This is a genomic window from Aurantibacter crassamenti (assembly GCF_016811105.1).
In the GTDB taxonomy this organism is placed as follows: domain Bacteria; phylum Bacteroidota; class Bacteroidia; order Flavobacteriales; family Flavobacteriaceae; genus Aurantibacter_A; species Aurantibacter_A crassamenti.
On the sequence record NZ_JAFBGM010000001.1, the window covers coordinates 163,118 to 178,054 of the forward strand.

The 14,937-nt window shown below is 34.6% G+C and carries 13 protein-coding genes; 10 read left to right on the top strand and 3 right to left on the bottom strand.

Features of this window, described 5'->3' with window-relative positions; all coding sequences use genetic code 11:
* Positions 1–41: 41 nt before the first annotated feature.
* Together JQC67_RS00675 and JQC67_RS00680 are read right to left on the bottom strand one after the other, a co-directional pair.
* The gene (locus JQC67_RS00675; RefSeq protein ID WP_203250941.1) at positions 42–1,295 is read right to left on the bottom strand and encodes an LVIVD repeat-containing protein; all 1,254 of its coding nucleotides are present in this window, start codon (positions 1,293–1,295) and stop codon (positions 42–44) included.
* An 88-nt stretch (positions 1,296–1,383) separates the two neighbouring features.
* Entirely contained in the window at positions 1,384–2,112 is a 729-nt protein-coding gene (locus JQC67_RS00680; RefSeq protein WP_203250942.1) for a hypothetical protein, read from the bottom strand.
* Between the two features lie 145 nt (positions 2,113–2,257).
* Between JQC67_RS00680 and miaB the strand changes: the two genes are divergently transcribed.
* The 7 genes from miaB (at position 2,258) to groL (ending at position 8,977) form a co-directional block, all read left to right on the top strand.
* Positions 2,258–3,703, top strand: a complete 1,446-nt coding sequence (gene miaB / locus JQC67_RS00685) for a tRNA (N6-isopentenyl adenosine(37)-C2)-methylthiotransferase MiaB (protein ID WP_203250943.1) — start codon at positions 2,258–2,260, stop codon at positions 3,701–3,703.
* Positions 3,704–3,743: 40 nt separating this feature from the next.
* The gene (locus JQC67_RS00690) at positions 3,744–5,021 is read left to right on the top strand and encodes a sigma-54 interaction domain-containing protein (RefSeq protein ID WP_203250944.1); all 1,278 of its coding nucleotides are present in this window, start codon (positions 3,744–3,746) and stop codon (positions 5,019–5,021) included.
* A 43-nt stretch (positions 5,022–5,064) separates the two neighbouring features.
* On the top strand, positions 5,065–5,586 hold the full coding sequence (gene lptE / locus JQC67_RS00695) for an LPS assembly lipoprotein LptE (protein ID WP_394369461.1): 522 nt from the start codon (positions 5,065–5,067) through the stop codon (positions 5,584–5,586).
* 40 nt (positions 5,587–5,626) lie between these two features.
* Positions 5,627–6,517 carry a hypothetical protein gene (locus JQC67_RS00700; RefSeq protein WP_203250945.1) on the top strand — a complete coding sequence of 297 codons (891 nt, stop codon included), beginning with the start codon at positions 5,627–5,629 and terminating at the stop codon, positions 6,515–6,517.
* Between the two features lie 4 nt (positions 6,518–6,521).
* A complete protein-coding gene (gene secG / locus JQC67_RS00705; RefSeq protein ID WP_203250946.1) occupies positions 6,522–6,899 on the top strand; it encodes a preprotein translocase subunit SecG in 378 nt (125 codons plus the stop codon).
* Between the two features lie 140 nt (positions 6,900–7,039).
* Entirely contained in the window at positions 7,040–7,318 is a 279-nt protein-coding gene (locus JQC67_RS00710) for a co-chaperone GroES (RefSeq protein WP_203250947.1), read from the top strand.
* 24 nt (positions 7,319–7,342) lie between these two features.
* Positions 7,343–8,977 carry a chaperonin GroEL gene (gene groL / locus JQC67_RS00715; RefSeq protein ID WP_203250948.1) on the top strand — a complete coding sequence of 545 codons (1,635 nt, stop codon included), beginning with the start codon at positions 7,343–7,345 and terminating at the stop codon, positions 8,975–8,977.
* Positions 8,978–9,131: 154 nt separating this feature from the next.
* Here groL and JQC67_RS00720 read toward each other — a convergent pair whose 3' ends face one another.
* A complete protein-coding gene (locus tag JQC67_RS00720; RefSeq protein ID WP_203250949.1) occupies positions 9,132–10,433 on the bottom strand; it encodes a histone H1-like repetitive region-containing protein in 1,302 nt (433 codons plus the stop codon).
* Positions 10,434–11,645: 1,212 nt separating this feature from the next.
* Here JQC67_RS00720 and JQC67_RS00725 point away from each other — a divergent pair.
* From JQC67_RS00725 to JQC67_RS00735, 3 genes are all read left to right on the top strand, one after another.
* Positions 11,646–12,986: an MBOAT family O-acyltransferase gene (locus JQC67_RS00725; RefSeq protein WP_317198344.1), complete on the top strand. Its 1,341-nt coding sequence runs from the start codon at positions 11,646–11,648 to the stop codon at positions 12,984–12,986.
* The gene (locus JQC67_RS00730; protein WP_203250951.1) at positions 12,987–13,790 is read left to right on the top strand and encodes an SGNH/GDSL hydrolase family protein; all 804 of its coding nucleotides are present in this window, start codon (positions 12,987–12,989) and stop codon (positions 13,788–13,790) included.
* A gap of 420 nt (positions 13,791–14,210) precedes the next feature.
* Positions 14,211–14,933, top strand: a complete 723-nt coding sequence (locus tag JQC67_RS00735) for a hypothetical protein (protein WP_203250952.1) — start codon at positions 14,211–14,213, stop codon at positions 14,931–14,933.
* Positions 14,934–14,937 lie beyond the last annotated feature (4 nt).

Consider the following 14,937-nt stretch of genomic DNA (forward strand, 5'->3'; position numbering starts at 1 on the left):
CCCTAAAAAAAGGAGTGTTTAGACATCATTCTTTTAGCGAACTAGTTCAAATCTAACGTACTGATCAACTCAATATTGTTATCTAAATACGTGTATTGGTATAGAATTTGGTCGCCTATCATCAAAAGACTTTCAGCTAACGGAATCACATCAAACGTATTTATATTTTCAAAATGATTTAGTGATACTAGATTTTCAACATCGGTTTTATCATAGACTTTTAAACCAGAATCACCATCACAAATAAATAGTTTTTCATCTTTTATACCCAAACCATAGGGGCTATCCATGGCATACGAAGTGGTTAATGTTGGATTACTAATATTCGTAATATCAATAATAAATAATCCACTTTCAGTAGCGCCACAATTATTACCGCCTCGTAAAGTAACATAGGCATAATCACCATCAACAACCACTGGGTCGCAAGCGGTGCCATGTTCAAACTCTGAAACAAATTCGGGTTTTGCAGGTGATGAAATATCATAGATATACATCCCACGCATACTGCCTAAAAACAAATGTTGCCCTCTATTAAAGATGGTCTCAATATCAAACCCAGCATAAATATCTTCTAAATCTAATGGGTTGGCTAAATCTGAAATCTCAAAAATATTGATGTAGTGACTATCAACAGCATAGAGAAAATCATTAACAATTTTAAACCGAGCCAATGAACCACCTTGCCCAGTTGCACCATCAGCAGTACTTAAATTCTCTAAAGCAACGTCACCATCTCTAAAAAGAAATCTTTCTTCATAATCCGCAATCAACATACGTTCAGTTTTAGTTTCCCAACCAACCTGAACATCACCATTACCTGTAGACTCCCAATTAAAAATATCAGCTTCAATAGGCCAATTCAAATATTGTTGTAAAACATTTTCTAACCTATTTACAGTTTTAATTGCCGTAATATCTGAAATATCAAATACAATCAAATCCATAATACTATCTGCATATAAATAATCGTCTTTCACAGAGATATCTACATTACCGGCAATTTTTATAAAATTGATTTTATTAGGTGCACTCGGGTCTGAATTATCAATTACATGAACTCCTTCATACTTATCATTTACAAAAATGTAATTCTTGTAGGCATAAATTTTACCAGACTCTTTAATGGGTTGTGGGGGTAAAACGTCAATACTATTTCGAAACTCCGATTGACTCATCATCACTGGAGTAGCAACTACATAATCTGCATACAGTTCTGAATTTGGATCATCATCACTGCACGAAACAAATACTAAACTTATAGCAAATAGCACTAATAAACACAGCTTTTTCATAACTTCATTTTTTTGTAGGGTTGTGCTATTTAGATGGCTAGCCCTGTAAAAGGTTGCGTTATGGATCGACCAACGGAAAACAATTTACCTATTCTTCCACCGGAAAGCTTACACCGTCTTTGTACATAAAATAGACAGGAACTTTAGCTAACATCGCGGTAAATAAGACACCGATAAAGCATAGAATCATACCTAGTTGTGCAATAAAACTCATTACTATGATCAATCCGAAGATGACAAGCCAATTTTTATTTCCTAGTTTAAAACTTGCTTTAACCATTTCCATAGGTGATAATTCTTCATCAAAAGCTAAAAAAGCAGGAATAAGCGACATAGGCACAACAACATAGATAAGTCCAACACCACAAGCTAACATACCTAAAATTGAAATCGCCAAGCACAACAAAGAAAGTTGCAATAACTTGCCTAAATTTTTTCCTTTCAAATAATAAAAGTAATTCTCTTTAGCCATCTCATTTAAATCTTTCTGCTTGCAAATGCGCAAGAAAGCAGCGTTTAAAGCAATACTTATAATCATAACTGCAAGCATGAAAAATGGCATTAAAACAAACATCATAACAGCCGTAGCAGGAGGCAATTCACCAGCTTGCAAGGTCTCAGGACTAGAAATACCCATTGCTATCATTGGCAAATACAAGATTATATAAAAGGGTAACATACATACCATTGTTAACAGTAATGTTACTAAGCCTTGTACCCAAACCAGTTTAAATAAGTCTATAGACCTAGAAAAAATACTTCCGAAGTCAAGATTCGGCTTCTCATTGATTTTATTTATTACAGTTTCAAAATTCATGCGATGGTTTTTGATTTATACTAAATAGTTAAGCATTAACGACACGATACTTAAATTAGTGCTAAAAAACACTGTCATATTGTCACGTTTTTGAATATAGTACTATCTTTGCAAACCCTATTTTAAGGTAGGTATATTTTTATAGATGGAGAAAATCATAGACGAATCAGTTCAAGGTACCACCTTGGCAATAGAAAACAAGAATACAAACACTCGCAAGCTGTATATTGAGAGCTATGGGTGTGCTATGAACTTTTCAGATAGTGAAATTGTTGCGTCCATTTTATCTAAAGAAGGATTCAACACTACTGATATTTTAGAAGAGGCAGATTTGGTTTTAGTGAATACCTGTTCTATTCGTGAGAAAGCTGAAATGACAGTTCGTAAGCGTTTAGAGAAATTCAATGCCATTAAAAAAACGAAGCCACACATGAAAGTGGGTGTATTGGGCTGTATGGCAGAACGCTTAAAAGATAAATTTCTTGAAGAAGAAAAAATAGTAGATATGGTCGTAGGGCCAGATGCCTACAAAGATTTGCCAAATCTTATACAAGAGATTGATGAAGGCCGAAATGCTGTAAATGTTATTCTTTCAAAAGAAGAAACTTATGGTGATGTTGCACCAGTTCGGTTAAACACCAATGGGGTAAATGCATTTGTTTCCATTACACGAGGTTGCGACAACATGTGTACCTTTTGTGTAGTACCTTTTACAAGAGGTCGTGAGCGCAGTAGAGATCCGCAGTCAATTCTTGAAGAGGTTAATGATTTATGGAATAAAGGTTATAAAGAAATTACGCTCTTAGGTCAGAATGTAGACAGCTATGTTTGGTATGGGGGTGGCTTGAAAAAAGATTTCACCAATGCCTCTGAAATGCAAAAAGCAATGGCCGTTGACTTTTCTAAGTTATTAGAAATGGTGGCACTTGCCCAACCTAAAATGCGTATTCGTTTTTCAACTTCTAATCCGCAAGATATGACCTTAGATGTCATTCATACCATGGCAAAACATGAGAATATCTGCAATTACATTCATTTACCAGTACAAAGCGGAAGCAACCGTATTTTAAAGGAAATGAACCGATTACACACCCGTGAAGAATATTTTGAACTGATAGACAACATCAGAAAAATCATTCCGAATTGTTCTATTTCGCAAGATATGATTACTGGTTTTCCGACTGAGACTGAAGAAGATCATCAAGACACGCTGTCTTTAATGGAATATGTGAAATACGATTTCGGATATATGTATGCATATTCTGAAAGACCAGGAACCGCTGCGGCAAGAAAACTAGAAGATGATGTACCGCTAGCCATTAAAAAAAGAAGATTAGCTGAAGTTATTGCGGTGCAGCGTGAACATTGTAAAATACGTACCACACAACATATTGGCAAAACACAAGAAATACTCATTGAAGGCACCTCAAAAAAGAATGAGAACCACTGGATGGGTAGAAACGAACACAATACCGTAGCCGTTTTTCCGAAAGAAAATTACAAACTAGGTGATTTTGTAAATGTAAAAATGGAAGAATGTACCTCTGCTACTTTAATTGGCACAGCAGTAGGCCTAAGCCATAATAATTAATGTGATTTAGTAATAAAAATCACAAGAAGATAAGCAGCTAATGAGTAATATACAAGCTATAAAACAACGCTTTGAGATCATTGGTAACGATGCAAAACTCAATCGTGCTCTTGAAAAAGCAACACAAGTTGCACCCACTGATATTTCGGTATTGGTGACAGGTGAAAGTGGTGTAGGTAAAGAGTCTATCCCCAAAATAATACATGCACTTTCACACAGAAAGCATGCAAAATATATTGCTGTAAACTGTGGTGCAATTCCAGAAGGCACAATAGACAGTGAACTTTTTGGTCATGAAAAAGGTGCCTTTACCGGTGCTACTCAAACCCGTAGTGGCTATTTTGAAGTTGCAGATGGTGGTACAATTTTTTTAGATGAAGTAGGTGAGCTACCACTAACAACTCAAGTACGATTATTGCGAGTTTTAGAAAATGGTGAATTCTTAAAAGTAGGATCCTCGCAAGTTCAAAAAACAGATATACGAATTGTGGCAGCTACAAACGTGAATATGTTTGAAGCCATTGAGAAAGAAAAATTTCGTGAAGATTTGTACTATCGATTGAGTACTGTTGAAATTGGTATTCCACCGTTGCGCGAAAGAAAAGAAGACATTCATTTATTGTTTCGCAAGTTCGCTTCAGATTTTGGCAAGAAATATAAAATGCCAACAATCCGATTAGAAGATGATGCTGTGCAACTTTTGCTAAAATACAGATGGCCAGGTAACATCAGACAATTGCGAAATATTGCTGAGCAAATATCAGTGCTTGAAGAAGGTAGAAGTATTTCATTAATTACTTTAAATGGATACTTACCCAATTCAAACAATTCTAATTTACCAGCTGTTATCGGTAAAGGAAAAAAAGAAGGCGATTTCAGTAACGAACGCGAAATACTGTACAAAGTTCTTTTTGACATGAAGGGTGACCTCAACGATTTAAAAAAGTTGACCCTTTCTCTACTCAAGAATAATGACACAGAAAAAGTACAAGAAGAAAACGAAACATTGATCCAGAAAATTTACGGAAACAATGAAAAAGATGAGGATCAAGAAGAGGAAGAAATTGCAGACTCATTAGAAGTTTTACAACTGCCACAACCCAATGAAGAGCAGCCTTATCTTCAGCAACAACAAGATGACCGATATCATTTTGCAGAAGAAATTGAAGAAGAGGAAACACTATCTTTACAAGAGAAAGAAGTAGAACTCATTAAAAAATCGTTAGAGCGTAACCGAGGCAAACGAAAAGCTGCCGCAACTGAACTGGGTATATCAGAGCGAACCTTGTACAGAAAAATTAAGCAATACGATTTGTAGTGTTATTTTAAAAAGTAGAAATTTGAGAGTAGAAATTGCAAAAATAAAACGCACCCTTAGTATTCTCGTAGTGGCAATTTGCACTACATTTTTAAGTGGTTGTGGCATTTATAATTTTACAGGTGGTAATATTGGTACGGCAGAAACTTTTCAGGTTCCTAATTTTCAAAATTTTGCAACCCAGAGTCCCGGTTCTATTTTTGAACCCGGCTTAGAAAGAGATTTCACTCAAGCGCTACAAGAAAGAATCATGAACCAAACCAGTTTAGATTTAACTAATTCTGGCACAGCAGATTTATTATATGAAGGCGAGATTGTAGAATATAGAGTTTCACCAATGACGGCAACTGCACAACAGACAGCTGCTCAAAACCGATTATCAATGGCGGTAAAAGTTCGGTTTTACAATCGCACCAAAGAAGATGCTGATTTTGAAACACGCTTTTCATTTTTCTATGATTTTCCGGCAGCTCAGAATTTACCTTCGGTAAAAGATGAAGCCCTTGAAGTAATTTTTGAGCGAATTACACAAGACATTTTTAATGCCTCATTAGCAGATTGGTAATAGTATAAGTTTTAGGCGCACAACAAGAAGTAACCAAAACATGAACGTACAAGAATTTTCTCAACTACTACAACATCCAGATGACGCCATTTCACAAGACGCCACCAATGATCTTGCAGATGTTCTTGCTACCTATCCGTATTTTCAAGCGGCACGTGCTTTGCATTTAAAAGGACTAAAAAATAATCACAGTTTCAAATACAATGATGCGCTAAAAGTTACGGCAGCACATACAGCGGATCGTGATATTTTGTTTGAGTTTATCACCTCTCCAGAATTTATTCAAAATAGTATTGCCGATACCATTTCAGGCAAAACAACACCTTTGGTAGAAACCGATGTTGTATTAGAAGAAATCATCCCGGAGAAAAAAGAAGGAAAAAGCCTGATTGAACCTTCAGAAGATGCACCCTTACCGAGAAACTTAAAAGATGCTGATACCATTTTAGACCCAAAGCTTTTTAAATCGAAAAAAGAAGCAGAAAAAGAATTAGAGCTTGGCGCCCCCCTACCCTTCACTAAAAAAGAGAAATATTCGTTTTCGGAATGGCTACAGGTAACCACGCTAAAATCAATAGACCGTAGTGAAACGAAACCCGTAGTAGAAGAAGCAGAAATAGAACCTATTGAGTTCCCGCTTGAAGAAGATCCAACTAAAAAGAAGAAGTTTGATTTAATCGATCGATTTTTAGAAGACAAGCCAAAAATAGAGCCCAAAGAGAATGTGGCTCAGGTAAAGATTAAAGACTCAGTTAAAATCGATAAAAACGAATTAATGACAGTCACTTTGGCTCGGGTATATTTAGAGCAAAAAAAGTACAAGAACGCCATACAGGCTTACAAAATATTAAGTTTGAAATATCCGGAAAAAAGTGGTTTCTTTGCAGACCGAATTCGGGCAGTAAAGAAATTACAACAAGAAAATAAGTAGCAAAATGGGTACTTTCAATATATTTTTAATGTTAATTATCATTGTCTGTTTTCTATTGGTTTTGGTCATTATGGTTCAAAATCCAAAAGGAGGCGGATTATCATCATCTTTCGGTGGTGGCGGTAGCCAAGTAGTAGGTGGTGTCAAAAAAACGGGTGACTTTTTAGATAAAAGTACGTGGACACTAGCCATTCTATTAATCGTATTAATATTAGCATCAAACGTTGCTTTAAAAGGTGACTTCGGTACCGTTGACTCAAAACTACTTGATGGTGATGATATTGAGAATGTAATTCCTGAGACAATACCAGAGTCAATTCCTGAAGCTGCGCCGGTAACTACTCCGGCAACAGAGGGTACTGACCCAACTGACAGTCTATAGCAGATACAACATACATGACATTCAAATGCCAGCTTAATGACAAGCTGGCATTTTTGTTTTACAATATGTCAGGTTTTGCGTAGTGGCACAATTTCTGTCTGTTATAGCCCGAACCTTAATTAAATTAAAAATCTAGAAATATGGCCAAAGTTAACATTAAGCCGCTTGCTGATAGGGTACTCGTACAACCTATGGCAGCTGAAACTAAAACAGCGTCTGGAATTATTATTCCAGAAACAGCAAAAGAGAAACCTCAAAAAGGAAAAGTTGTGGCTGTAGGCCCAGGTACTAAAGACTATGAGGTAACAGTAAAAGTAGGAGATACTGTACTTTACGGAAAATTCTCAGGTACTGAATTAAAGCTTGACGGCGGCGATTACCTAATGATGCGCGAAAGTGACATTTTTGCAATCGTATAACCCAACTAAAAAAATATATTTATAATGGCAAAAGATATTAAGTTTGATATTGAAGCACGTGACGGACTCAAAAGAGGCGTTGATGCTTTAGCAAATGCAGTAAAAGTAACATTAGGCCCAAAAGGAAGAAATGTTATTATCAGTAAATCATTCGGAGCACCTGTAGTAACTAAAGATGGTGTATCTGTAGCAAAAGAAATTGAGTTATCGGATCCTATCGAAGATATGGGTGCGCAAATGGTTAAAGAAGTTGCTTCTAAAACCAACGACCTTGCTGGTGATGGTACAACTACCGCTACCGTTTTAGCACAGTCTATCGTAAAAGAAGGATTGAAAAACGTTGCAGCAGGTGCAAATCCAATGGATTTGAAAAGAGGTATTGACAAAGCAGTAGAAGCTATTGTTGCTGACCTTGCTAAGCAATCAAAAAAAGTAGGTGACTCTTCAGAAAAAATTAAGCAAGTAGCTTCAATTTCTGCGAACAATGACGAAACAATTGGTGATCTTATCGCTGTAGCTTTTGGTAAAGTTGGTCAAGAAGGTGTAATTACTGTTGAAGAAGCTAAAGGAACAGATACATATGTAGATGTTGTTGAAGGTATGCAATTCGATCGTGGTTATCTTTCTCCGTACTTCGTTACGGATACTGACAAAATGGTTACTGAATTAGAGAATCCATACATCTTATTGTTTGACAAAAAGATTTCAAACTTACAAGAGATACTTCCAATTCTTGAGCCAGTTGCACAAGCCGGAAGATCTTTATTGATTATTGCTGAAGATGTTGATGGTCAAGCCTTAGCTACTTTAGTAGTAAACAAATTAAGAGGTGGTTTAAAAATCGCTGCAGTTAAAGCACCAGGTTTTGGTGACAGAAGAAAAGCAATGTTAGAAGACATCGCTATTTTAACTGGTGGTACTGTAATCTCTGAAGAAAGAGGTTTCTCTTTAGAAAATGCTTCTTTAGATATGTTAGGTACTGCAGGTAGTGTAACTGTAGACAAAGACAATACAACAATCGTAAACGGTGAAGGTGTTAAAAAAGACATCAAAGCTCGTGTGAATCAGATAAAATCTCAAATTGAGACTACTACTTCTGATTACGATCGTGAAAAACTTCAAGAGCGTTTGGCTAAATTGGCTGGCGGTGTAGCTGTACTTTATGTAGGTGCTGCTTCTGAAGTTGAAATGAAAGAGAAAAAAGACCGTGTAGATGATGCATTGCACTCAACACGTGCTGCAGTTGAAGAAGGTATTGTAGCTGGTGGTGGCGTTGCTTTAATTCGCGCTAAAAGTGCTCTTGCTAAAATTGCAACTGATAATGCAGATGAAGAAACTGGCGTACAAATTGTAGCACGTGCTATTGAAGCACCATTGCGTACAATTGTAGAAAATGCTGGTGGTGAAGGTTCTGTTGTTGCGGCAAAAGTACAAGAAGGTAAAGGTGATTTTGGTTATGACGCTAAAGCGGATAAGTATGTTGACATGCTTAAAGCTGGTATCATTGATCCAACTAAAGTAACACGTGTAGCATTAGAGAATGCAGCTTCTGTAGCTGGTATGATCTTAACTACAGAGTGTGCTTTGATTGATATCAAAGAAGAAGCTCCTGCAGCTGGTGGTCATGCACATGGCGGCGGTATGCCAGGCATGATGTAATAACATCAACCTTCGGGTAATAAATTAAAAACGGCTCTGATTCAAAATCAGGGCCGTTTTTTTGTATTCATATCATTTGGGAATACCCCAAAAGAAAAACCATCTACATTAAAGCAGATGGTTTTTATGAAAACTCGTTAAGAGAATCTTATACTTAAGCTCTTGCTCTTCTACCAGTAGTTTTACGAACAACCATTACTTTAGTTGTTTTTTTAGCTGTAGATTTCTTAGCAGTTACTTTCTTAGGAGCTGCTTTTTTAGCTGCTACTCTTTTCTTAGGAGCTGCTTTTTTAGCTGCTACTCTTTTCTTAGGAGCTGCTTTCTTAGCTGCTACTCTTTTCTTAGGAGCCGCTTTCTTAGCTACTACTCTTTTCTTAGGAGCCGCTTTCTTAGCTACTACTCTTTTCTTAGGAGCTGCTTTTTTAGCTACTACTCTTTTCTTAGGAGCTGCCTTTTTAGCTACTGCCTTTTTCTTTGGAGCCGCTTTTTTAGCAACAGTCTTTTTAGCTGTTACTTTTTTAGCTACTACTCTTTTCTTTGGAGCTGCCTTTTTAGCCACTGCCTTTTTCTTTGGAGCCGCTTTTTTAGCAACAGTCTTCTTAGCTGTTACTTTTTTAGCTACTACTCTTTTCTTAGGAGCTGCTTTTTTAGCTACTGCCTTTTTCTTTGGAGCAGCTTTTTTAGCAACAGTCTTTTTAGCTGTTACTTTTTTAGCCACTACTCTTTTCTTAGGAGCTGCCTTTTTAGCAACTGCCTTTTTCTTTGGAGCCGCTTTTTTAGCAACAGTCTTCTTAGCCGTTACTTTCTTAGCTACTACTCTTTTCTTAGGAGCTGCCTTTTTAGCAACTGCCTTTTTCTTTGGAGCCGCTTTTTTAGCAACAGTCTTCTTAGCTGTTACTTTTTTAGCTACTACTCTTTTCTTTGGAGCTGCCTTTTTAGCTACTGCCTTTTTCTTTGGAGCCGCTTTTTTAGCAACAGTCTTCTTAGCTGTTACTTTTTTAGCTACTACTCTTTTCTTTGGAGCTACCTTTTTAGCTACTGCCTTTTTCTTTGGAGCCGCTTTTTTAGCAACAGTCTTTTTAGCTGTTACTTTTTTAGCTGCTACTCTTTTCTTTGGAGCTACCTTTTTAGCTACTGCCTTTTTCTTTGGAGCCGCTTTTTTAGCAACAGTCTTTTTAGCTGTTACTTTTTTAGCTGCTACTCTTTTCTTCGGAGCTGCTTTTTTAGCAACAGTCTTTTTAGCTGTTACTTTTTTAGCTACTACCTTTTTCTTAGGAGCTGCTTTTTTAACCACCTTCTTAGCAGTTACTTTCTTTACTGTAGCTTTCTTAGCTGTCACCTTTTTTGGTGCTGCTTTCTTGGCTACTTTTTTTGGAGCCGCTTTCTTAGCAACTACTTTTTTAGTAGCAGCTTTTCTAGCTGGAGCCTTTTTGGCAGTCTTAGTCTTTGTTGACATTATTGAACTTTTTAAATTTAAAATATTTTACTTGGTTTACTTTAAATTCTCTTGTACCAAATAGTATACGATCACCTAAAGATTTCATAGATAACGTGTTATATTCCTATTTAGTGTAATTCGTGTATTTCGTGGCTTTGCAAAAGACTATGGTTCTTAGTAGGTTACAGCTCAAAATAGGGTCAAATTCCCAACAATTTTCATTTTAAAATATAGCCTGTAAAAAGACAAAAACTGATTTTTTAAAACCAATTAATTTTCGTGTACAATTTTGCAAGCAGTGAAGAAAACAGGTAACAATTATGCGCCCGAAAATCAGATAATTTTTCCGGAAGAAAACATTTTAAAAAACAACTTCGGAAAACACAAAATAACCGTAAGTATTTAATTTACAACAAATTACAGAGATTTCTAAAAAAATAAAATAAAACTCAAACGATGAACGCACCAAAAACATACGAGTAAAAAATTCTTCAAAACACAGCCAAAATAAATTCGTAAAAAAGTTAAATGCTACTGTAAAAACTAGGTGGTCATTGCGTTTCAGTTAGGTTATTGTTTTAGTCCCTGAAATATTCAAAACACAACTTTCAAGCCACAGCGCAAAACGTTCAATTCTGGATGCTAAATTTTTTTTCTACGGAAGCCCCGATTTTTATCATTTTCTTCATTTTTCAGGAAAATGAACAACCCCCAAAAACAATTTTTTTCTGCTTTCTTTGGATAAAAACCTTGCATACCGCACACGCAATTTCTCAAATTCTTAGGATGTTTTTTAAAACCAATTGAAACACCCCCCAACAGAACACCGAAAACCATTTACTTTTTCAACTGCCAACCGAGCGCTCAAAACTGTTTACTTTTTATTGCCAACTGTACACTGAATTTTTTTTCATTGCTACAAAAAAAAGGTCATTACAGAAAACCGTAAGGCGAATACAAACATTTGATAGAAATTTAGCTGGTAAAAAAGCAACGTTAAAACATACGTTTTGAACCTAACCATTAAACCGATTGAAATGCAAAAAATAAATCAATTTAGTATTTATAAAGATATTCTGAATACGGTTATAAAAAAGCTGTTCCTCACGACAGTCCTAACTAATAACAAGTACTAAGACAAAAAGAATGCTTTTTAACTCCATTGAATTTGCAATTTTCTTACCGATAGTGTTTACACTTTATTGGTTTGTTGTAAACAAAAGTATAAAATTGCAAAACTTACTATTAGTTTCTGCAAGCTATTTATTTTATGGTTGGTGGGACTATAGATTTTTATCTCTAATATTTCTATCTACAATTGTTGATTATTTTATAGGCATAAACATTGAAAAACAAGATTCTGTTAAAAATCAAAAATTACTACTCTGGAGTTCAGTTATATTTAACCTTGGTGTTTTAGGTTTTTTTAAATATTTCAATTTCTTCATTGATTCGTGGATTAACCTATTTAATTCCATTGGATACAGTATGAAGAGTGATTGGACTTTGAACATTATTTTACCTGTTGGAATATCGTTCTATACCTTTCAAACCATGTCTTATACAATAGACATATATCAAAAGAAGTTAAAGCCTACTAAAGATTTTATATCATTTGCTGCTTTTGTTTCTTTCTTTCCTCAATTAGTAGCCGGACCAATTGAAAGAGCAACCAATCTACTTCCACAAATTCTCAAAAATAGAAAATTCAATTACGAACAAGGAGCGCAAGGGTTAAAACTAATCCTATGGGGTATGTTTAAAAAGGTAGTGATTGCTGATTCTCTTGCACCAATGGTGGATGATATTTTTGGAGACCACCAAAGTTATGAAGGCGGAACTCTTTGGTTAGGCGCGATTTATTTCTCCTTTCAAATCTATTGTGATTTTAGTGGATACTCTGATATTGCGATTGGAATATCAAAACTATTTGGGTTTGAGTTAATGTCTAACTTCAAGTTTCCCTATTTCTCAAGAAATATTGGTGAATTTTGGAGAAGATGGCACATATCACTTTCTACATGGTTTAGAGATTATCTGTATATACCAATTGGTGGATCCAAGAATGGCAAGTGGAAGTCAATTAGAAATATCTTTATTATTTTTCTTGTAAGTGGGTTTTGGCATGGTGCGAATTGGACATTTATTATATGGGGGCTATTTCATTCTATTTTATTTCTACCAACGTTTTTTTTCAATACCAATAGAAAATATATGAGCGCTTCAATAGCTCAAAATAGAATTCTTCCATCATTTAAAGAGCTTTATCAAGTAAGTTCTACATTTTTATTAGTAACAATCGGTTGGGTAATCTTTAGAAGCACAAGCATAGCCTCTAGTCTCAGTTATATTTTAAATATGTTTCAGAACTTTACGTTACCCACGTCAAAATTACAAGGCGTAGGCTATGTGATTATTTTTTTAGCTATTGATTATCTTCTTAGAAAGGATGAAAGGAATTTATTTCAGTTTAAGCCATTTATGAGATATCTTATTTATGTTTTTATACTATATCAAATAGTAAATCACTTCGGACTAAACCAAGGTGATTTTATATATTTTCAATTTTAGATGAAAAAATTTTTCAAAAAAATAGTGTTGTTTTTCATATTCTTCACATTGTGTTATCAAATCAATTATCCCGTTAGTTCTCCTCTTAGACTTAGAACTTTTATCTTTAATATTAATGGTTTATTTAATAACATTAATAAAGAAGAAGTCATTGTGGCTAATGGTTTCAAAGTTAACAAGTTTAATGAAAAAATAAAGTTCAACATCAATAATATAGGTTATAATTCACACAGAGATTACCACCTAGATTCCATAAACAAAGGAGATATAGCAGTAATTGGAGATTCATTTGTTGATAGTTCAATTTGTGGGATTGAAAATTCCATTTCATTCTTACTTGAAGATTCTATTTCAAAAAGGGTATACAACTTTGGTGTTAGTGGCGGTAATATTTTAGACTATAATCAAATTTATAAAGAATACGGCTTAAAGAATCTTGATAAGGTTGTGATTTTAATTACCGGAACGGAAGACTTACGTTATAGAAATAGTAATAATCAATACTCAACGGAGTTCTCAAAAATAAAATTACTTGACAAAGTAAATAAAATTAGGCTAAATCAAATGAGAAACAATACTAACTATGGTTTGATTCAACCTTATGAAAATGTTATTTATGTTTTACATTCAGGCATACCAAAATCTCAAGTTGAGAAACATGTAAACAATTCCTTGATTGAGATTAAATTAGATCGAAAATATATGTATAGTGACGGTCACTTCAATAAAGAAGGAAACCTAGAAATCGTTAAAAATATTATAGCCGAGCTTAAATCAACCGATGTTCAAATTGAACCTAAATAATTTGAAACAACCCGCAACAGAACACCGAAAACCATTTACTTTTTCAACTACCAACTGATCGCTAAAAACTGTTTACTTTTTATTTATCAACTAACCCCAGAGCAAGTGCAAAAATTATCGACAAACAGCGTGCGATTTGCCCTACCCAAATAATGTACTTATTTTAATCTACTGAATTTCATTTTTGAATAAATACTAGTGATATCAAACTCTATAAATATGATACCATTACAGAAATCTGTAAGCGCAATTGAAACCTTTTATAGAAATTAGAACTGAGAAAAGACAGACTTGAAAGAATATATTTAAAATATACATGTACAACAATTGTTCACCGAATTAAAGGGATAAGATTATGTTCTAAATTGTGATAAACCAATTGCAATTAATTTATTTAAAAGTAACTGAAATTTAAAATTTATGAAAAAAATAATTCTTTCACTTATCATTCTTTCCTATTTAATACCTCAAAACGTAAAAGCACAAGATGATGGTGCTGCAATAGCAGCTGTAGCTGGTGGATTAATAGCAATTGGAGCTGGTATTGCCGCCGTTGAACAAATGAAGGAGCAAGCAGAATTAACGGCAACGGAATGGCTATTAACCAAACATCCCGAATACACTCAATTTCAATTAAAAACTTTAGATTTTAATGGTAAAAAATTGAAAGATATGTCATCAACATCTGTAATTACGTTTAAAATTAGAGAATTTGATATTGTTGAAGATAGACCTCAATTAAGTACGAAATTAGTTCTATTTGGCTTTACAAGTTTTGGCTGGATTAATGAATATGGAATTGATTTTGACAAAGTCAAATGGTTTTTAATTGATAATAATGAATGGATGAATATGATGACTTCTTATTCAAAAATAGCATCTGGAGTTAAAGACGAAAACGCCATTAAAAAAGCTTTATTGAATGGCAAAGTGGTGAATAGAGGAATTAATGCAAAAAAAGGTGACGATATTGATTTTTATAAAATAGATGGAGATATGTATTTGGTATCGGACTACTCGCCAGAAATGAAATTTATATATAATGAACGTTCTCTTGGTATTTACCTCAAAGAAACAAGGAATTTAATACAAATAGGGCGCGGAGATTTAATAAAAATCCACGAATTCTTTTTTGAAGAATAATCAT

Excerpts from the sequence above, each read along its gene's own strand:
- JQC67_RS00675 (WP_203250941.1), bottom strand. The coding sequence starts at position 1,295 with ATGAAAAAGCTGTGTTTATTAGTGCTATTTGCTATAAGTTTAGTATTT.
- JQC67_RS00680 (WP_203250942.1), bottom strand. The coding sequence starts at position 2,112 with ATGAATTTTGAAACTGTAATAAATAAAATCAATGAGAAGCCGAATCTT.
- miaB (WP_203250943.1), top strand. The coding sequence starts at position 2,258 with ATGGAGAAAATCATAGACGAATCAGTTCAAGGTACCACCTTGGCAATA.
- JQC67_RS00690 (WP_203250944.1), top strand. The coding sequence starts at position 3,744 with ATGAGTAATATACAAGCTATAAAACAACGCTTTGAGATCATTGGTAAC.
- JQC67_RS00700 (WP_203250945.1), top strand. The coding sequence starts at position 5,627 with ATGAACGTACAAGAATTTTCTCAACTACTACAACATCCAGATGACGCC.
- secG (WP_203250946.1), top strand. The coding sequence starts at position 6,522 with ATGGGTACTTTCAATATATTTTTAATGTTAATTATCATTGTCTGTTTT.
- JQC67_RS00710 (WP_203250947.1), top strand. The coding sequence starts at position 7,040 with ATGGCCAAAGTTAACATTAAGCCGCTTGCTGATAGGGTACTCGTACAA.
- groL (WP_203250948.1), top strand. The coding sequence starts at position 7,343 with ATGGCAAAAGATATTAAGTTTGATATTGAAGCACGTGACGGACTCAAA.
- JQC67_RS00720 (WP_203250949.1), bottom strand. The coding sequence starts at position 10,433 with ATGTCAACAAAGACTAAGACTGCCAAAAAGGCTCCAGCTAGAAAAGCT.
- JQC67_RS00730 (WP_203250951.1), top strand. The coding sequence starts at position 12,987 with ATGAAAAAATTTTTCAAAAAAATAGTGTTGTTTTTCATATTCTTCACA.
- JQC67_RS00735 (WP_203250952.1), top strand. The coding sequence starts at position 14,211 with ATGAAAAAAATAATTCTTTCACTTATCATTCTTTCCTATTTAATACCT.